Origin of the sequence: Hymenobacter perfusus, assembly GCF_003944765.1 — a bacterium.
GTDB classification, from domain to species: Bacteria; Bacteroidota; Bacteroidia; order Cytophagales; family Hymenobacteraceae; genus Hymenobacter; species Hymenobacter perfusus.
The window spans coordinates 667810-686226 of the sequence record NZ_RWIU01000001.1 but is presented as its reverse complement, the minus strand read 5'-3'; the positions used below and the strand labels follow the sequence as shown (position 1 = coordinate 686226).

Annotated in this window: 14 protein-coding genes; 9 read left to right on the top strand and 5 right to left on the bottom strand. The window is 62.3% G+C overall.

Going from position 1 to position 18417, the window contains the following annotated elements:
* Positions 1-54: 54 nt before the first annotated feature.
* Positions 55-1617, top strand: a complete 1563-nt coding sequence (locus tag EI293_RS03020; RefSeq protein ID WP_246010514.1) for a DUF1800 domain-containing protein — start codon at positions 55-57, stop codon at positions 1615-1617.
* A 127-nt stretch (positions 1618-1744) separates the two neighbouring features.
* The gene (locus EI293_RS03015) at positions 1745-2953 is read left to right on the top strand and encodes a DUF1501 domain-containing protein (protein WP_125435545.1); all 1209 of its coding nucleotides are present in this window, start codon (positions 1745-1747) and stop codon (positions 2951-2953) included.
* A gap of 124 nt (positions 2954-3077) precedes the next feature.
* On the opposite strand, the gene EI293_RS03010 is transcribed toward EI293_RS03015, so the two are convergent.
* The 3 genes from EI293_RS03010 to EI293_RS03000 form a co-directional block, all read right to left on the bottom strand.
* A complete protein-coding gene (locus tag EI293_RS03010) occupies positions 3078-3920 on the bottom strand; it encodes a transporter (protein WP_125435543.1) in 843 nt (280 codons plus the stop codon).
* A 59-nt stretch (positions 3921-3979) separates the two neighbouring features.
* Positions 3980-6448 (bottom strand): TonB-dependent receptor, encoded by a 2469-nt coding sequence (locus EI293_RS03005; protein ID WP_125435541.1) that lies wholly within the window; start codon positions 6446-6448, stop codon positions 3980-3982.
* Positions 6449-6627: 179 nt separating this feature from the next.
* Positions 6628-7992, bottom strand: a complete 1365-nt coding sequence (locus tag EI293_RS03000) for an Nramp family divalent metal transporter (RefSeq protein ID WP_125435539.1) — start codon at positions 7990-7992, stop codon at positions 6628-6630.
* Positions 7993-8180: 188 nt separating this feature from the next.
* Here EI293_RS03000 and EI293_RS02995 point away from each other — a divergent pair, with 188 nt between their 5' ends.
* Complete coding sequence (locus EI293_RS02995; protein ID WP_125435537.1) at positions 8181-9170, top strand: cation diffusion facilitator family transporter; 990 nt, start codon at positions 8181-8183, stop codon at positions 9168-9170.
* A 254-nt stretch (positions 9171-9424) separates the two neighbouring features.
* Here the strand turns inward: EI293_RS02995 and EI293_RS02990 are convergent, their stop codons facing one another.
* Entirely contained in the window at positions 9425-10822 is a 1398-nt protein-coding gene (locus EI293_RS02990) for a PQQ-dependent sugar dehydrogenase (protein ID WP_125435535.1), read from the bottom strand.
* 123 nt (positions 10823-10945) lie between these two features.
* Between EI293_RS02990 and EI293_RS02985 the strand changes: the two genes are divergently transcribed.
* The 6 genes from EI293_RS02985 (at position 10946) to EI293_RS02960 (ending at position 17412) form a co-directional block, all read left to right on the top strand.
* Positions 10946-11380 carry a GNAT family N-acetyltransferase gene (locus EI293_RS02985; RefSeq protein ID WP_125435533.1) on the top strand — a complete coding sequence of 145 codons (435 nt, stop codon included), beginning with the start codon at positions 10946-10948 and terminating at the stop codon, positions 11378-11380.
* Between the two features lie 144 nt (positions 11381-11524).
* Positions 11525-12175, top strand: a complete 651-nt coding sequence (locus EI293_RS02980) for an HD domain-containing protein (protein ID WP_125435531.1) — start codon at positions 11525-11527, stop codon at positions 12173-12175.
* 19 nt (positions 12176-12194) lie between these two features.
* On the top strand, positions 12195-12578 hold the full coding sequence (locus tag EI293_RS02975) for a hypothetical protein (RefSeq protein ID WP_125435529.1): 384 nt from the start codon (positions 12195-12197) through the stop codon (positions 12576-12578).
* Between the two features lie 121 nt (positions 12579-12699).
* Entirely contained in the window at positions 12700-15153 is a 2454-nt protein-coding gene (locus EI293_RS02970) for a S9 family peptidase (protein WP_125435527.1), read from the top strand.
* Positions 15143-16414 (top strand): hypothetical protein, encoded by a 1272-nt coding sequence (locus tag EI293_RS02965; RefSeq protein WP_125435525.1) that lies wholly within the window; start codon positions 15143-15145, stop codon positions 16412-16414. The genes EI293_RS02970 and EI293_RS02965 overlap by 11 nt, the downstream gene beginning before the upstream one ends.
* Before the next feature lie 80 nt (positions 16415-16494).
* Positions 16495-17412, top strand: coding sequence for a hypothetical protein (locus EI293_RS02960; RefSeq protein WP_125435523.1), 918 nt, complete (start codon positions 16495-16497; stop codon positions 17410-17412).
* A gap of 108 nt (positions 17413-17520) precedes the next feature.
* Here EI293_RS02960 and EI293_RS02955 read toward each other — a convergent pair whose 3' ends face one another.
* The gene (locus EI293_RS02955; protein ID WP_125435521.1) at positions 17521-18339 is read right to left on the bottom strand and encodes a phosphatase PAP2 family protein; all 819 of its coding nucleotides are present in this window, start codon (positions 18337-18339) and stop codon (positions 17521-17523) included.
* Positions 18340-18417 lie beyond the last annotated feature (78 nt).

Sequence of the window (18417 nt, the reverse complement as noted above, 5' to 3'; positions counted from 1 at the left end):
CAAGTGCGTATCAGCTTTGGTTAAACCCACCCGTCGTTCTGGCGTCCAAGCTGCATGATGACGACGCAACAGCAACTGCAGCACTTGTACTGGCGGGCGGGTTTCGGGCCGCGGCCCGAGGACGTGGCGGCCGGCCTCCCGCCCCGCAAGGCGCTGCGGCAGCTACTCCAGGCTTCGGCCCGGGTGGAGCTGCTGGATAGCCCGCAAATGCGCTACACCGAGCCGCTGGCCCAGTTTCGGCCCGTAACGCCGGGCAATGGCACGCCCCAGAATAGCATGGTTACAACCCCCGACCAGACGATGGCCGCCGGCGGCACGCCCGCCCCGGTGGCCGCCGTGCCGGCGCGTTCCGCGCTGCCCAACGGCCGGACCCAGCCGCCCCTGCTGCGCCGTAAGGAAATGACGCCCCAGGAGCGTAAAATGCAGAATCAGAGCATCCGCGACGCATTTTATGCCATGAATACCGGCTGGCTGCAACGGATGGCTACTTCGCCGGCGCAACTGCGCGAGAAGCTGACGCTGTTCTGGCACGGGCACTTCGCCTGCCGCGTGCGCCGCCCCGATGCGGCTTTGCACCTGAACAATACCATCCGGCAGCTGGCCCTGGGCAAGTTTGGGGATTTGCTGCTGGCCGTGAGCAAGGAGCCGGCCATGCTCCAGTTCCTCAACAACCAACAAAACCGCAAGCAGCGCCCCAACGAGAACTTTGCCCGCGAGGTGATGGAGCTGTTTACGCTGGGCCGCGGCCACTACTCGGAAACCGACGTAAAAGAGGCCGCCCGCGCCTTTACCGGTTGGGGCTACGACAACCAGGGGGCCTTCGTGTTCCGCCAGAACCAGCACGACGACGGCCCCAAAACCTTTCTGGGCCGCACCGGCAACTTCGTGGGTGAGGACGTACTTAATATCATTCTGGAGCAGCCTGCTTGCGCTGAGTTCATCACCACCAAGCTCTACCGCTTCTTCGTGAACGACGTGCCCAACCCGGCGCACATCAAGCCGCTGGCGCAGTCGTTTTTCAAGAGCGGCTGCAACATCAGCACGCTGCTGGAGGAGTTGTTTTCGGCCGAGTGGTTTTACGCGCCGGCCAACGTGGGCACCCGCATCAAGTCGCCGGTGGAGCTGCTGGCGGGCATCAAGCGCACGTTGGGTTTGCAGCTGGTGGATGATAAGCCGCTCATCGTGTTTCAGAAGGCGCTGGGCCAGACGCTGTTCGAGCCGCCAAACGTGGCCGGCTGGCCCGGCGGCCGCAACTGGATTGACTCTTCCAGCCTGCTGTACCGGCTGCAATTGCCCTCGGTGCTGCTCAAAAACGCCGAGTTCAACGTGGCCCTCAAGCAGGACGAAAACGACATTGCCCCCAACCTCAGCAAGGCCGACCGCACCTTCCAGCAGCAGGTGAAAACCACCGTGCGCCTGGCCCCGGTACAGGCCCTGCTGGCCAAAACGCCGCCCGCCCAGCAGGCCGCCCAACTCGGTCAGTTCCTGCTGCAGGCCCCGCTCCGCCCCGATAACCTGGCTCTCATCCAGCAAGCCGCCGACAAAGCCCCCGCCGAAGGCCGCCTTCGCACCATGGTCACCAGCCTGCTCAGCCTGCCGGAGTACCAGTTGATGTAATTGAATCAGGACTTAGAAGTCAGGACCCAGAAGTTAGAGCTTAGAACCTAGATGGGTTTGGACAGCTTCTTGCCAAAATCTGGGCCTTGCTTTCTAAGTTCTGAGCTCTACTTTCTAAGCTCTACCTATGTCTTCCCGCCGCGACTTCCTGAAATCTTCCGTATTGGCCAGCAGCCTGCTGTTTGTGCCCAAGTTTCTGCACGCGCTGGATAGCCAGGGCCTGCGCGACCTGCGCGATGCGCGGGGCCGCCGGCTGGTGGTGGTGCAGCTGGGCGGCGGCAACGACGGCCTCAATACCGTTATTCCCTACGAAAACGACCTGTACTACAAGGCCCGCCCCACGCTCGGCATCCGGCCCCAGAGTGGCATCCTGACCCTCGACCAGGGCCTGGGCTTCAACCCGGCCATGACGCGCCTCAAGGGCCTCTACGACCAGGGCCAGCTGGCCGTGCTCAACTCCGTGGGCTACCCGAACCCGGACCGCTCGCACTTCCGCTCGATGGACATCTGGCAGAGCGGCTCGGCTTCGGATCAGTACCTGAGCACCGGCTGGCTCGGCCGTTACCTCGACTCCGACTGCCCCAGTTGCCAGGTGCCCTACAACGGCCTGGAGGTGGACGATACGCTGAGTCTGGCCATGAAGGGCGACCTGCGCAAAGGCCTGGCCCTGAAGAACCCGGAGAAGTTTCACCAGATAACCCAGAACCGTTTTATTGCCCAGGTGAGCGGCGAAAAGCCCCTGGGCGCCTTGTCGGAGCTGGATTACCTGTATAAGACGCTGGCCGAAACCGCCTCGTCCTCGGATTACCTGTACCAGACCAGCAAGGTGTACAAGTCGGCGGTGGCGTACCCGAATACCGAGTTCGGCCGCAACCTCAAAACCACCGCTGAGCTGATCAATTCCGGCGTGGGCTCCCGCGTGTTTTACGTGTCGCTCACCGGTTTCGACACCCACGTGCGGCAGCAGGAGCAGCAGGGTAAGCTGTTGGGCGACTTATCGGAGGGCTTGGGCTCGTTTGCCGAGGACCTGCAGAAAGCCGGCAACTTCGATGATACGCTGGTGATGGTGTTTTCGGAGTTTGGCCGCCGCGTGACCCAGAACGCCAGCAACGGCACCGACCACGGTACGGCCAACAACGTGTTGCTGCTGGGAGGCGGCCTCAAGCAGAAAGGAATCCTCAACGCCGCCCCCGACCTGCAGAACCTCCTCGACGGCGACCTGCGCCACCAGCTCGACTTCCGCAGCCTCTACGCCACCGTACTGCACGATTGGCTCGAAGCCGACGACACGGCTATCCTGGGTAGTCGGTTTGAGCGGCTGAAAGGGTTGGTGTAGGGCGTCCCGGTCCGGCGGCTGGAAGCCGTCGGGCCGGTTAAAGTAAGCTGATGTTGTTGCGTCATCGTGCGTGAGGCCCGAACGACAACCGGCCCGACGGCTTCCAGCCGCCGGACCGGAGCCACTACCGCCGCAGCACCAAACCGGCAAAGTACTCCCGGTCGGCGTTGCGGCTCAGGGCTAGGTGGCGGCCGAAATCGAGCTGTACGTTGCGGCTCACGTGAAAAACCGGCCCCAGATTCAGGGCCGACTGCCAACTGCTGGTGCGCACGTCGTGGCGGCTGGTACCTTCAATGAAGGCGGCCAGCCAGGGCGTGAAGCCGTAGTCGAAGGTGAGGGACGGGGCCAGATCAAGGAAGTGCCGCCCGGCGTCACGGTCGTAGCTCAGGGAGGTTTCCCACTGGGCGCTCAGGTGGGCATCCGGGCTGAAGCTGAACGTAACGGGCAGCAGCACGCCGTACTCGAAACCGCCCGCGCCCTGCTGGCCGCCCACCGGCAGGCGCGTGTACCCGATAACGCCCGCCGCCCATCGGCCCGCGCTGCACGAGTCGTTGCCGAGAAAATTGTGCTTCACCCGCAACGTAATATCCCCGAAACCCCGGCTGCGGGCGGCAGGCTCATCTTGGGTAGCCCACTGCTTTTCCACCACAAACGGGTCCACGAACACCTGCACGTCGGTGCGGTCGGTGAGGCCAGTTTTAAAGGCAAAGGCGTTCAGCCGCAACGCCCGGGTGCGCGGCAGCGAGCCACTTTTGCTGTTGATGAGCCGGGCCAGGTCAGTTTCCAGTTGCCAGTGGCCGGGGTCCACGGTGATGGGGCTTTCCGTCACGCCGGGCCGGTCGGCGCTGAGGGGGCGCAGCAGGCGGTTAGGGGCGCGGTGCAGCAGCGAGTACGGCTGCTCCGGCCGTTTGAGCGTGTCGGGGAAGGCTGTCAGGGTGGCGGCGGCGAGGAGGAAAGGTAGCATCATAGCACGGGAGGGGAGAAAAGCGGAAGCGTGCGGCTTGTACGCGGCCTCTCCAAAAACGGCTAGAACGGCACCACCACTTTCAGGCTGAAGTTGCGGCCCTGGTTGTAGATGCCCCGCCGCCCGTTGGGCGTGGCCGCGTAATACTCGAAGTATTTCAGGCGGTTGAGGTGCGACTGGTACACCGTGTTGAAGGCGTTATCGAGCTGCAGAAAAAGCTGGAGTACTTCGCGCTTATCGGCGCCGCCCAGCAGGCCCGTACCGGCTCCCAGGCCCAGCAGCGCGTAGCCGGCGGTGCGGGTTTCGGTGTCATCGAGAGCGTAAAAACGATTTTGCGGCGCGTTGTAGTCCAGCACCGCCCGAAGGTACGCGTTAGTGAACCGGCCCCGGGGCTGCTGCTGGGTCAGGCGCAGCTCGGTGCGGGTACGCAGCGGCGGAATCAGGGGCAGGTAGCGGGCCGCCGCGCCGTGGGTTTCCACCTGGTCGGCGGCGCGGTTCAGGCCCGTCACGTAGGCCAGACTGTTGCTGAGCGCCCAGGCCGGCGCGGCCTGTGGGTGTAGGTTTATCGTCAGCTCGCCCCCGTACAGCTGCGCCCGGCCCTGCTGGTACTGGTAGGTGGCGTTGCCCGGCACGATGACCACCGGCTGCCCGGCCGCATCGGTGAGGCGGGCCTGGTAGATGTAGTTGTTGATGTGGTTGTTGAACACGCTGGCGCTCAGCTCGGCATCGGGCAAGTAGGCGCTCAGGCCGATATCCTGCTGCAGGCTGAACTCCGGCCCGAAGCTGCGGTTGCCCAGGTACACGATGTGCGCGCCGGGGTCGAGGCCGTTGGAGCCGACTTCCGTGATGTTGGGCGCCCGGTAGCCCCGCGCCACGTTGGCCCGCAACACCAGCCGCTCGGAGAAGCTGTACGTGGCCCCCAGACTCGCCGAAAGCCCCCCATACCGCGTGCGGAACGCCGCAAACTGCGGGGCCCGCCCACCAGCGGCAGCGGCCGACAGCTGCCCGTCGAAGCCGGTGGCGGGGTTCGGGCCCACGTAAAAATCGGCCCAGCGCAGCAAACGGGTATCGTAGCGCAGGCCCCCGGAGAGGTCGAGCAGGCCGAAGGTTTTTTTGAGGTAGCCGAAGCCGCCCACGTCGGTCAGCTGGTAGTCGGGAATGGGAAAATCGGTGGCGTTCTGGTTCTGGTTGCGCTGGTGCATGCCGTTCAGCCCGACGGTGGCTTCCAGGCCGTGCCAGGCGGGGGCGGCGTAGCGCAGGTCGTAGTTGTAGGTGTTCAGGGCCACGGCCAGGCCGGCCTGGTTGGGCGCGGTGGGGTGGTTATACTCGCGGCGTACGTTCTGCTGCGCCCCCAGCAGTGCGTGCAATTCTCCTGTTCCCAGCCGCAGCCGGGTGCGGCTCAGCAGGCGGTAGTGCTGGATGCGCTGGTGCAGCGGGTTAATGCGGTAGGTGCTCAGGTCTACTGTTGGGACCAGCGGCCGGTTCTTGATGTCGTCCTGCTCGCTCTCGAACACCTGCCGGGTAAAGCGCCGGCTCAGGGAGTCGCGGCTGCCGTCCGGAATTTCCTGGAAGTTGTCGTAGAGCGTGGCCGTGAGGTGGGTGCTGCCCCAGGTTTTCTCCACGCCCGCCAGCCCGGTCAGGTTCAACTCCCGGAACGCGGTGCCGTACACCCGGCCTTCCAGGGCGTTGCGGTAGGCCTGCGCCAGCCGGTAAGAGCCCCGCGCCGCGTACTGCCAGCCGCGCTGGTTGTAGTGCAGACCCAATGAGGTGCCGATGAGGTTATTGTTGGTCTGGTACTCCGAAAGGGCCTCGCCGTGCAGCCGCCCGGCCGACCCATTGGGCAGCCTCGGCAGCATATTGATAACGCCGGCCACGGCATCGGAACCGTAAATCAGACTGGCCGGGCCTTTTACCACCTCAATCCGGTCAATGTCGTACTGGTCGATTTCGATACCGTGCTCGTCGCCCCACTGCTGGCCTTCCTGGCGCAGGCCATTGTAGAGCGTGAGCACCCGGTTGTAGCCCAGCCCCCGGATAAACGGCTTGCTGATGTTGGGGCCGGTGGTCACGGCACTCAGGCCCGGCACGCCCTTCACGGCCGCGTCGATGAGGTTGCCGTTGCTGTTCAGGTTCACTTCCCGCTTGCTCAGCACCGCCACCGGCACCGGACTTTTCCGTAGCTCCGTAGCCCGGCTCACGCCCGTCACCACCACCTCGGCTAAAGCCGCCGGCACCGCGCTCAGCCGCAGATTCACGGTAGTCGTCTGGCCTGCCACAACGGTCAGCGGGCGTTCCAGGGGCTGAAACCCAACGGCACTTACCACCAGCCGGTACGGCCCGGCTGGCAGGTTTGATAGCGCAAAGCGGCCCGCTTCATCGGCCGTTACACCCTGGCCGCTGCCTCTCAGACCCACGCTGGCAAACGGCACCGGCTGCCCGCCCGCCTGCACCGTGCCCTGAACTGCTCCGGTGGTTTGGGCTTGGCCGGATAGCGTCAGCAGGAGAAAGAAGAACAGAAGAAGTGCTTTCATTTTAGAAAGGTCAGTTGAATTTATTTAGATATGTCTAAATCTGCAGACCGGAAAAAAGCGCGGTATATCCGCGCCTTTTGTCATTCTGACGAAGGAGGAATCTGGGACAAGTCGTTGTGCCTCTTAATCCAGATTCCTCCTTCGTCGGAACGACAGTTGTTTTATAAACGCAGTGTTGCTTAGCCAAAGAACGTCTGGTAGAGGAGGTACAGGTTCAGCACGATGATGATGCCGGACACTGCCCAGGCCACCGCTTGCAGCCAGGGTTTGTTCACGAAAATGCCCATTTTGGCCTTGCTGCCGGTGAATACCACCAGCGGCACCACCGCAAAGCTGAGTTGCAACGACAGCACCACCTGGCTGAACACCAGCAGCTCGCCGGTGCCTTTCTCGCCGTACAATAGCGCCACGATGAAGGCCGGCACCACCGCAATACCGCGCGTGATGAGGCGGCGCAGCCAGGGTTTCAGCCGTAGGTTCAGGAAGCCTTCCATCACAATCTGGCCGGCCAGGGTGCCGGTGAGGGTCGAGTTCTGGCCCGAAGCCAGCAGGGCCACCGCAAACACCACTGAGGCCGCGCCCGCACCCAGCACCGGGGCCAGCAGCTTGTGCGCGTCGTGGATGTCGGCCACGTCCTGGAGGCCGTTTTTGTGGAAGGCGGCGGCGGCGGTAATCAGAATGGCCGCATTCACGAAGAAGGCCAGAAACAGGGCCATCGTGCTATCGATGGTGGCAAACTTGATGGCCATGCGCTTACCGGGCTCATCCTGGTCGAAGGCGCGGGTTTGCACGATGCTGGAGTGCAGGTACAGGTTGTGGGGCATCACGGTGGCGCCCAGAATGCCGATGGCAATGTAGAGCATGCGCGGCGTGGTCACCACTTCCGGCTGCGGCACCAGCCCGCCCAGAATGCCAAACCAATCGGGCTGCGACACAATGATTTCGTACAGGAAACAGCCGAAAATTACCACAATCAGGCCCGCCACAATGCTTTCCAGCACCCGGAAGCCCTTGTTCTGGAACATGAGTACCACCAGCACATCCAGAATGGTCAACACCACGCCCCAGGTCAGCGGCAGCCCGAACAGCAGGTTGAGCGCAATGGCCGAGCCGATGACTTCGGCCAGGTCACAGGCGGCAATGGCTACTTCGCAAAGCACCCACAGCACCCGCGCCACGGGCTTGCTGTAATGGTCGCGGCAGGCCTGGGCCAAGTCGCGGCCCGTCACGATGCCCAGCTTGGCGGCCAGGTGCTGCAGCAGCATGGCAAACAGGTTAGAAATTAGAATCACCGAGAGCAGCGTGTAGCCGAAGCGGGAGCCGCCCTCCAGGTCGGTGGCCCAGTTGCCGGGGTCCATGTAGCCCACGGCCACCATCAGGCCCGGCCCCCAAAAGGCCAGCAGCTTGCGCCAGAACGAGGCGTCGTGGGCCGGCACCCGCACCGAAGCGTACACTTCCTGCAACGACGGGGCCGTGCGGGCTTGCCGCCAGCCGGTTTCCGGCGGCGCAGTTTCGGGTGTGGGTGGTGGTAACACTGTGGGCATATGATCCGGTGAAGGTGTTGGCCTGGGAGCTGACGTATTGATAGTCACAAAGAAACGAAATTTTTAGGCTTGTCTAAATTTAAATTTAAGACAGTCTGCTTACTGCTTTTGCTCGGAAAAGTTACGTACACCCCCAAAAGCCCGATTTTTACCCGGAATTTTGCGCCCCCTTTCGCCGTTAGCTGCCCATGTTCTCGCTTCCCCTCAAGACCCGTTTCGCCCTGCTTTCCCTGGTGGTAAGCGTGCTGCTCATCGGCATCAAGTTCTACGCTTGGCTGCTGACCCGCTCCCAGGCCGTGCTGACGGATGCGTTGGAGTCTATTATTAACGTGGTGGCCAGCGCGTTTGCGCTCTACAGCATCTACCTGGCTAGCCTGCCCAAGGACGAAAACCACCCCTACGGGCACGGCAAAATCGAGTACCTGTCGGTGGGGTTTGAGGGCGGGTTGATTCTGATGGCGGGCGTGTACATCTTCTACTCGGCGCTACAATCGTTGCTGCACCCGCACGCCATTGCGCGGCCCGACTGGGGTATGGCGCTGCTGTTCATTACGGCTCTGGTGAACCTGGCTACCGGCTTCGCATTGATTCGTGCCGGCCGGGAGCATCATTCGCCCACGCTCATTGGCGATGGGCAGCACCTGTACCTGGATGCCGTGAGTACGCTGGTTTCGTGTGTGGCCTTGCTGCTGGTGGTGTTCACCGGCAATGTGCTCTACGACTCCTTGGCGGCGCTGGGGCTGGGCGTGTTCATCGTGGTGAACGGCTACCGTATGGTGCGCCGCTCGGTTTCGGGGCTGATGGATGAGGCCGACACGGCCACCGTGCAACACGTGGTGGCCGAGCTACAGGAGCACCGCGAACCGGCCTGGATTGACGTGCATAACCTGCGCGTGGTGCGCTACGGGGCCAATATGCACATCGACTGCCACGTGACCATGCCCTATTATTTCAGCCTGGAGCAAACCCACGACCAGGTCCACCGCATCGAGCAGCTGGTGGATCAGGAGTTCGACGTGCAAGTGGAAATGTTCGTGCACGCCGACCCCTGCAACTTTTCCGCCTGCTCCCACTGCCACATGCCCGATTGCCCCGTGCGCCAACACGCCTTCAGCCAGGAAATCCCCTGGACGCTGGTCAACGTGGTAAAAAACGAGCGGCACCAGTTGGTAGGGTAGGAGGGTATGGGGGTAAGAGGGCGTAAGGGAATACGATAGAACGTCATTCCGAGCCTGCGAGGAATCTCGTGTGCTGACGTTGAGGTGGTAATCAAATTGAAGCGGGAGAGATGCTTCAATAAGCGGACGCCGGATAAAGCGCGACACTCACTTGGGCAACGTCAGCACGCGAGATTCCTCGCAGGCTCGGAATGATGTCCTTCTTTTTTCAACTCCTACCCCTAAACACTCCTACACCCAAACCTTAATCAACCCTACTCCACCACAAACCGCTGCACGCTGTTCTGGCTGCGGATGGAGTACAGGCCGGGTTTCAGGCCTTCCAGTGGCACTTGTACCGTGCGCTGGCCGGCGCTGAAGCGGGCCGTGCGCACTATCCGGCCCAGAGCATCGTGCACCTCGGCGGGCGTGTTTTGGCTGACGGCGGTGGTCAGTTGGAGGGTGAGGGAGGTGCGGGCCGGGTTAGGCCACACGCTCAACTGGCCGGCCTGGCTCCGGGCGGTGCTAGTGAACAGCCGGTTTTCGAGCACCAGAATCTGGTCGTCGTTGGTGCCGGGAGTAGCGCGGCCGTCGCGGTTACTAGTGCCCACATATACTTTGCCCTGCGGCGACACGCAGATGGAGCGCAGCCGCCCGAAAGTAGTCAGCACCGTGGCTTCGGCGCCGGCCGTGGCACCGGCCGCGTCCAGCGGAATCTGGGTGATTCGGTTGCCGCGCAGAACGGCCGCCAACAGGCTGTTGCGCCAGCCCGGAATGGCGGGGTGGTCGTAGTAGGTGAGGCCGGCTACGCCCACGGTGGGAGCCCAGGTGAAAATCGGTTCCCGCACGTTGTTGGGCGCGCAGAATGCCTGTTCGGCCGCCAGATTGCAGAGGCCCTCCACGGTGGGCCAGCCGTAGTTGCGGTTCGGTTCGATGATGTTCACTTCGTCCTCCGCGTTTTCGCCGTGCTCCGAGCTGTAAATACGGCCGTTGCCGGCGCGCACCAGGCCCTGCGGGTTGCGGTGCCCAAAGCTATACACCGCGCTGCCCGCCACTGGGTTGTCGGCCGGAATGGTACCGTCGAGGTTCAGGCGCAGGATTTTGCCGTTAAGTGAGGCGCGGTCCTGGGCGGCAGGGCGGTTCTGGGCGTCGCCGGTGGTCATGAGCAGCGTGCGGTCGGGCAGAATGGTGAGGCGGGAACCGCTGTGGGTGCTCACCGCGTCAATATCGCCCAGCAGCACCAGCGGGCTGCCGAGTGCGCCGTTGGCATAGGTGAGGCGCACGAGCTTCACCCGGTATTGGCCGGCGGCGTTGTTGTAGTTGTACACCACGTACACGTAGGGCGAAGTCGTGAGCAGATCGGGATGCAGCGCCATACCCAGCAGACCGCCTTCCGAGGACGTGACTACATCGGTAAGCGTGACGAGTGGCGTTACCTGCCCGCCGGCCGGGTTCACACGACTGATCCGGCCGCCGCGCTCGGTCATCCAAATGAAGTTATCGGGTCCCCATACCAGTTCCCACGGCACTTGCAGGCCGGTAGTCAAGGCCGAAACCGTGACGGTGGTGCTGCCTACCGGAAACGTGGTGAGGACCGGCGCGGTCTGAGCTTGCACAAGAACGGGGGCCGCCAGAAAAAAAGCGCCGGCCAGCAAGGAGTGAAGGTGTTTCATAGTCAGGCGGTTGGTGAAGTGGAAGTGTCTAAAGTTAACGTAGCCCCGCCGATTTTGGATTAGAAACCATGCGGGTTTGCGGCGGCTTTTCGTTCTTGGTCGTCGCCACCCGCCTTCCCGCCCATGTTCACTGTCAGCACTGACCCCACCCGCCTCGATATTGCGCTGATCCACCGCTACCTGGCCCACGACTCCTACTGGGCCCTTAACATCCCGCTCGAAACCGTGCAGCGGGCCATTGCAAACTCCCTCAACTTCGGCCTTTACGCCCCCGATGGCCGCCAGGCCGGCTTTGCCCGCGTCGTGACGGATAAGGCTACCTTTGCCTGGCTCTGCGACGTATTTGTGCTGCCCGAGTTTCGGAGCCGGGGCCTGAGCAAACAGCTGATGCAGGAAGTCTGGGACCATCCGGAACTACAAGGGTTGCGCCGTCAGTTGCTGGCCACTTTGGATGCCCACGGCCTGTACCGGCAGTTCGGTTTTCAGGAGCTGGCCGCACCCGAGCGGTACCTGGAGGTGCGCCGCCCCAACCCTTACGGCGCGCCTACGGCCAACTAAGCCGTTATCCGGCCACAAATACCGGCCGTGGCTGCAACCTTTTGCCGGTTTGCGGCCTTACCAAATTAAGTCTGCCCAGCTGCTTGCGCCGGCTGTCCCGCCGTCAATTAGTTGAGTGTAATTGCCTGATCTGTTTTCCGCCCGATGGTTACGACTACTACCTTAGCTGCCCGCTGGCAGCGCCTCACTACGCCTTTAGTTTCCGATAAAGCGTTGCAGTCGGCCACCTACAAGCAGCTGGAAGCGGCCTACGGCGGCTCCGACCGCCACTATCACGCGCTGCCCCACATCCGGGCGCTGCTGGACGCGGTGGACCGCCACGGCGCGCTGGTGCAGGACCGCGAGGTGGTGGAGCTGGCCATCTGGTTTCACGATGTGGTGTATAGCCCCCGCCGCTCCGATAACGAAACCCGCAGCGCGGCCCAGGCCCTGGAGTTTTTGCAGCACACCAGCCTCTCGGCGGCGCGGCAGCAGCGCGTGGCCTTCCTCATCGAGCGCACCCAGGACCACACCCAGCCCCAGCCCGAAGACGCAGACCTACACTTCTTCCTCGACGCCGACCTGCAGATTCTGGGTGCTACCGAGTCGGATTACTGGCAGTACGCCCGGCAGGTGCGCCAGGAGTACCGCCTGATTCCGGATTTCCTCTACCGCCGGGGCCGCCGCCAGGTGCTCGAAAAGCTGCTCAACACCCCGCTACTCTACCACACCGCCGCCTTCCGTGACCGGCTCGACGCCCCCGCCCGCCGCAACCTCCAGGCCGAGCTGAAGGCGTGGGATAATGGGGGCGTGTGAGAGCTAAACCAGTAATTATATGACGCAGGCCGAAGCAAAGCAGTACTACAAGTTCTTCGGATACACGCTGGTGAAATGGACAGGCATCTACGCCTTCCTTTTCCGGGGCCGCCGTATGGATTGGGAGGCCTTACTGGTGCCCAGAAACCTGTTTGCATCTTTGGTAATGTTCCTGCTGATACCAGCCCTGGAAATGGTGCTGTTATATCCTGTTTTTAAGTGTGCTATCAGAAAACATGGAGAAGCACGGGTGCTGTTATTGATGGCCGCCTTCAGCGGTGAAGTATTGTTGGTTTGCGGGCTGACGGCAAACACTCCTTCCGTGTGGGCGCTCGGTCTGGCGGGGTATAGTGTAGGCTTGTATCTGCTTTTCTATCGTCGGGTGTTGTGCCCGCTGCACTAGCAGCACGTATGCAGAGGCTTACGGGAGTGTTAGTGAGAGGACGTTAAGGCAACATTTTTGCGGTAGCACAATGCATTACGCGCCGCGTTGTAAGTTGCAGGACTGCAACCACCCTGCCGCTATGCTCAAACCCGTACACCTATTGTTGCCCGTAGGCGCGTTCCTGCTGGCTTTTTCCGCTCCGGCCCAGCAGCTCGGCCCGCTTACCGTTGAGAAAATCATGCGCGACCCGGCCCAGTGGCTGGGCAGCTCGCCCGGCAACGTGCAGTGGGCCGAGGACGGCAAGACCATCTACTTCAACTGGAACCCCGAAAAAGCCCGCCGCGACTCGCTGTACCGCCTCGCGCCCCAGGGCGGCACCCCGCGCAAAGTAAGCCTGCGGGAGCAGCAGACACTGCCCGCCACCAGCGGCGAGTACGACCAGCGCTACACCCGCAAAGTGTACGAGAAGGACGGCGACATCTACCTGCTCGACCTCAAAACCCAGCGCGTGCGCCGCGTCACGAATACCGCCGAGCGGGAAACTGACCCCGGTTTTGCCCTGCAGGAACGCGCCCTGAGTTACTCGCGCGGCGGCAACCTGTTCACCTGGGACCCCGCCACCGGCGAAACCGTGCAGCGCACCGATTTCCGCCGTGGCCCGCGTCCGGCTTCGGCTGAACCCACCGACAAAGGCGAAAAGTACCTGAAAGCCCAGCAGCTGGCCTTGTTTGAGGTGCTGCGCGGCAAGGAGCAGGACGCCAAGGCCCGCCAGCGCCAGCAGAAAGCGTTAGCCCGGCTGCGGCCCAAGGCCATTTACCTGGGCCAGCAAACCGTGCGCAACCTGCGCCTCTCGCCCGATGGCCGCTACGTGACCTACACGCTCACCCAGGAGCCCGCCAGCGAGAAAACGGCCCTCGTGCCCAACTTCGTGACGGCCTCCGGTTTCACCGAGGACATCAACACCCGCACTAAGGTAGGCGCCGCCCAAACGGCCTACCAGTTGGGCCTCTATGACGTGGGTCGTGACACCACCTTCGTACTGGGCTACAAAGACCTGAAGGGCCTCGATGAGCAGCCCGCCTACCGCAAGGAATACCAGCTGCAGGCCAAGGCCCCCGTGCCGGCCGATACCAGCAAAGCCGCCAGAAAGGAGAAGCCAGCCACCGAGCTGCGCCGCGTGGTGCCCTACGGACCGTTCTGGTCCGATAACGGCCAGCAGGCCTTCCTCGTCATCCGCAGCGCCGACAACAAGGACCGGTGGATTGTGGCCCTCGACCCCGCCACCCAGCAAATCAAGCTCCTGGACCGCCAGCACGACGACGCCTGGATCAATGGCCCCGGCATCGGCTACGACGAGGGCAACGTGGGCTGGCTGCCCGATTCGCGCCGCATCTGGTTCCAGAGCGAGGAAAGCGGCTACTCCCACCTGTACACCGTGGATGTATCATCGGGCCAGAAGAAGGCCCTGACCAGCGGCAAGTTTGAGGTGCAGAAAGCGCAGCTGAGTCGGGACCGGAAAACCTGGTACCTCACGGCCAACAAAACCCACCCCGGCGAGCAACACTTCTACCGCATGCCCGCCGAGGGCGGCCCGCTCACCCAGATTACCACCCAGCCCGGCGGCTACGAGGTCAGTGTCTCTCCCGATGAAAAGACCCTGGCTGTGCGCTACAGCACCAGCAACCAGCCCTGGGAGCTGTACGTGATGGAAAACAAGCCCGGGGCCAAGATGCGCCGCCTCACCCACAGCACCACCCCGGAGTTCGAAAGCTACCCCTGGCGCGCTCCCGAGGTCATCAGCTACAAGGCTCAGGATGGGGCCGACGTATACGCCCGCCTCTACCGCCCGGCCATCGGGCAGCCTCAGGGGCCGGCCGTGATATTCGTGCACGGCGCCGGCTACTTGCAGAATGCACACAAGTGGTGGAGCACCTACTTCCGCGAGTACATGTTTCATAACCTGCTGGCCGATAAGGGCTACACGGTGCTTGATATCGACTACCGCGGCTCCAGCGGCTACGGTCGCGACGTGCGCACCGGCATCTACCGCTATATGGGCGGCAAGGACCTTCAGGATCAGGTAGACGGGGCCAAGCTGCTCACCGAAAAATACGACGTGAGCCCCCAGCGCATTGGCATTTACGGGGGCAGCTACGGCGGATTCATCACCCTGATGGCCATGTTCACGCAGCCGGAAACCTTCAAAGCCGGAGCTGCGCTGCGCTCCGTAACGGACTGGGCGCACTACAACCACGGCTACACCGACAACATCCTCAACGAGCCTTACAACGACAGCATGGCCTACGCCCGTTCCTCGCCCATCAACTATGCCAGCGGCCTGAAGGGCGCGCTGCTCATGTGCCACGGCATGGTGGATACCAACGTGCATTTCCAGGACATCGTGCGCCTTTCGCAGCGGCTTATTGAGCTGAAAAAGGAGAACTGGGAGTTGGCCGTGTACCCGGTGGAAGACCACGGCTTCGTGGAGCCCAGCTCCTGGACCGACGAGTACCGCCGCATCCTGAAGCTGTTCGAAACCAATCTGCGCAACGTGCCGCCCACCGGCCGCGCCGCCGGTAGCAGTGGCAACTAAGGCTGCGGGCGGAAACTGGCCAAGCTGGCTGCGCCGGATAGCGGCCTATACGCTGCTTATTCTGGTGGCTACGGGCTCGTTCTGGTTTTCGCCCGCCCCTCTCACCGAGGACGAGTACTGCGGCACCTACCTGCACCTTGGCCCGCACGCCGGCTTCACGGCCAACTGCGACGGGTTTGTATACATGGATAATGCCCGCCAGCCGGCCCGTTTGCTGGAGCCGCGGGCCGTGCGCCAGTCGCGGCCGTTGTTTATTCTGCTGGGTACGGCGGTGGGCTACCCGGTTACCTGGGCGGTGCAGGGGCTGCAAAGCAGCGGGTTATTGCCGGCCCAAGTGGTGCAGAAGCTACCCGCTAAATACCAGCCGTTGCTGGGATTCTACATCGGGTACGTGCTGCTGAACTACGCGGTGCTGCTGGCGGCGCTGCTGCTGTTCCGACACCTATACTACCGCCTCACGGCCGGGCAGGGGAGCCGCTTGGTGCTGGCGGTCCTGTTGATTTTCCTGGTGTCGAATCAGATTACCAAAGCTTTTTTCTGGACGGTACATCAGCAGATGTTCACCTTCCTGGTGCCGCTGCTGCTGCTCTACGTGGCGTTACAGCTGCGCGAATCGGGGCGGTGGCGGGCGCAGCTGCCGGGCTTGGCCGCGCTGGGTGGCTTGCTGGCACTGGTGTACGGGAGCTTCGTGCTGGGGCTGCCGGTGCTGCTGTACGGTGCCTGGCTGCAACGGGAGAAGCAGACAACGGTCGGGTTGCTGTTGCGGCTGATGCTACTGGTTGGGTTGTTTCTGCTGCCTACCCTGGGTTGGATTGCTCTTCTCAAGCTACGCGGCGTAACCTACTACAACCACGAGGCCGAAGCCTACGGGCAGCTGGTGTGGCTGCACGCCGTCTGGCAGCAACCCCTGCCCGATTTTCTGCAGCTGGCGGGTCGTAATCTGCTTCGGTTTCTGGCTACGCTGCCCGCCATTGGGCCGTTTGTGGCGGTAGCAGCCGGGCTGTTGCTGTGGCCCCGGCGGCCGGAACGGACTCGGTTCTCAAGCCGATGCATAGGCGCGCTGCTACTACTGCAAACCGGGTTTCTGGTGGCGCTGGGATACTATAAAGACCGCCTCACCTTCATGCTGGTGCCGTTGCTGCTGCTGCTCGTGGCAGGAGTACTGCTACGATTACCCGGCCGCTGGGTCGGTATCGGACTGCTGGCCGCAGCCCTGGGCTGGCATGCGTGGCAGGTGCTGCGCTACGGGCCTTTTTCCTGAATAGAATAGTTGCTAATTGATTGCGTAGCACGGGCTAAACGCCTAGGTTTGGGCAGTTGTATCCTTTTTCTGAATCTTCGATGACAAACCTGTACTATCAGCCATCCGGGCGTTTCACGGTAAGCGGAATTTTAGGCCTGCTGGGAGCCGGCGCAGTAGTTGCGGTGCCGCTGGCCTTGCTGTACGTGTATGCCGTGTGGTATATCCCGTTCATCTACATCAATTTCGCCGTTACGCTGGGCTTCGGCTTTGGCCTGGGGTGGGCGTTGAAGAAAATGGTGCGGGTGGGCAAGCTGCGTAACCCTAAGCTCGTAGGCTGGCTGAGTGTGGCCATTGGCGTATGGGCCTGGTACGTGCAGTGGTGCGTGTACATCGCCCTGCTGGCTGGCGCTGGCGAAACGGAAAGCATGGGCAGCCGGGCTTCCTTTACCCATACCACTTTTCAGGAAGACGTGTTTCTGGGCTCCCTGCTCAATCCGGCTGCTGTATTCAGCGTGCTGCCCAACTTGGCCGAAGATGGTACCTGGAGTATTTTCAGCGTTACCGTTAGTGGCGTGTTTCTCTACCTGATCTGGCTGGCCGAGTTCCTGGTGATTGTCGGGCTGGCCTGGATGCTGCCCCACACGGAGGCCGGCGTGCCTTTCTCAGAACTGGCCGACGAATGGGCCGAGAAAACTACTCTCCCCCAGCGGTCCATCCATTTCCTTGATACGGCCGCTACCAAAGCTGCCCTGGAAGCCGCCGACTGGAACCATCTGCAACCCTACCAGTCGGAGGAAGCCACGACGCTGGCACCGTTTGGTCGCCTGCACTTTTACCGCGCCCCCTCCGACCCCGAATGCTGCTACCTCTCCCTCGAAAACGTGACGATTGAGCTGGATAAAAACGGCAAGTCGTCCGAGAAAACTGCTGATGTAGTGGAGTACCTGCGCGTGCCGCCCCGCGTCTGTACAGAATTGCACACCCGGTTTGGGACTGAGGCGAAGGTACAGGCGTAACACTTTTCACTGCGTCACTAGCCGTATGGAAACTGCTCACTTGGCTTACCGTTGAGGTAACCTGAGTGGGCAGTTTACCTGAGTACTACTGAGAAGAAAAGTATGGTACTATAGCTGCTTCGTCAACGATAAGCCACTGTAGGCATAACCGTTCACGTTCACGCCCTGTACTGGCAATACGCTCAGCCCATTGGACTTTTTATGCAGCTGGGGAACCAGAATACCGGCCGTAGCGCCCACTGCGTAGCCCACAATGTTATCGGATAGAAAATGCTTGCCGGCCTTGATGCGAGTGTAGCCCTCAGCGGCCGGAACCAGTGCTGCCGCCGTCCAGACGAAGGGCTGCAGCTTGGAATCGGGGTGGAAGTCGTGGTACACCTTAGCCGCGAAGAAGGTGGCCGCTGCCGTATGTGCCGTGTGCCCGGCAAAAAATGAGTTAGTGGAAATCTTACTGTTCCGGTCGCCGCCGCCCTGCGTCCCGTACAGGAAGGGCCGGTAGCGGGTGATGTTGCCCACGCTCATGGTGAAGGTAGCGTCGGCGGCCAGCATCGTTTGCAGATACAGCCCCAGCACTTGCCCGTAGCGCCCGCGCACGTCAGCATCCAGGGCCAGCAGTGCCGGCATTACTACCAACGACGGATACACAATCAGGTCGCCGGCCGTCTGGGCCTTGTCACTGTAATAGCCCGCCGAGAACCGGTCGAACTTGGGAATGTCGTTTTTGTTGAGGGCGGCCAGTTGGGCATCGGTCAGCCCGTCTTTCTGCTGCACCAGCAATAGCCCCGTAATGCTAAGTGCCCCCAGGCCGGCCGTAACTGGGGCATCAACGGCGAAGCGGGTTTTGTAGGGCGAGCGGGCCTTTTGCGCCTGCCCGGGCAAGCTAGCGGCAAGGCAAAGTCCGAGGCTAAGGAGGAACGGTTTTTTCATGCGGGGTCTGGCAAAAGCAAAGGGTAGAGGATGCTGCCCTAAACGCAGCGTGCTGGTGCGGGTTGAACTCAGCTGCGA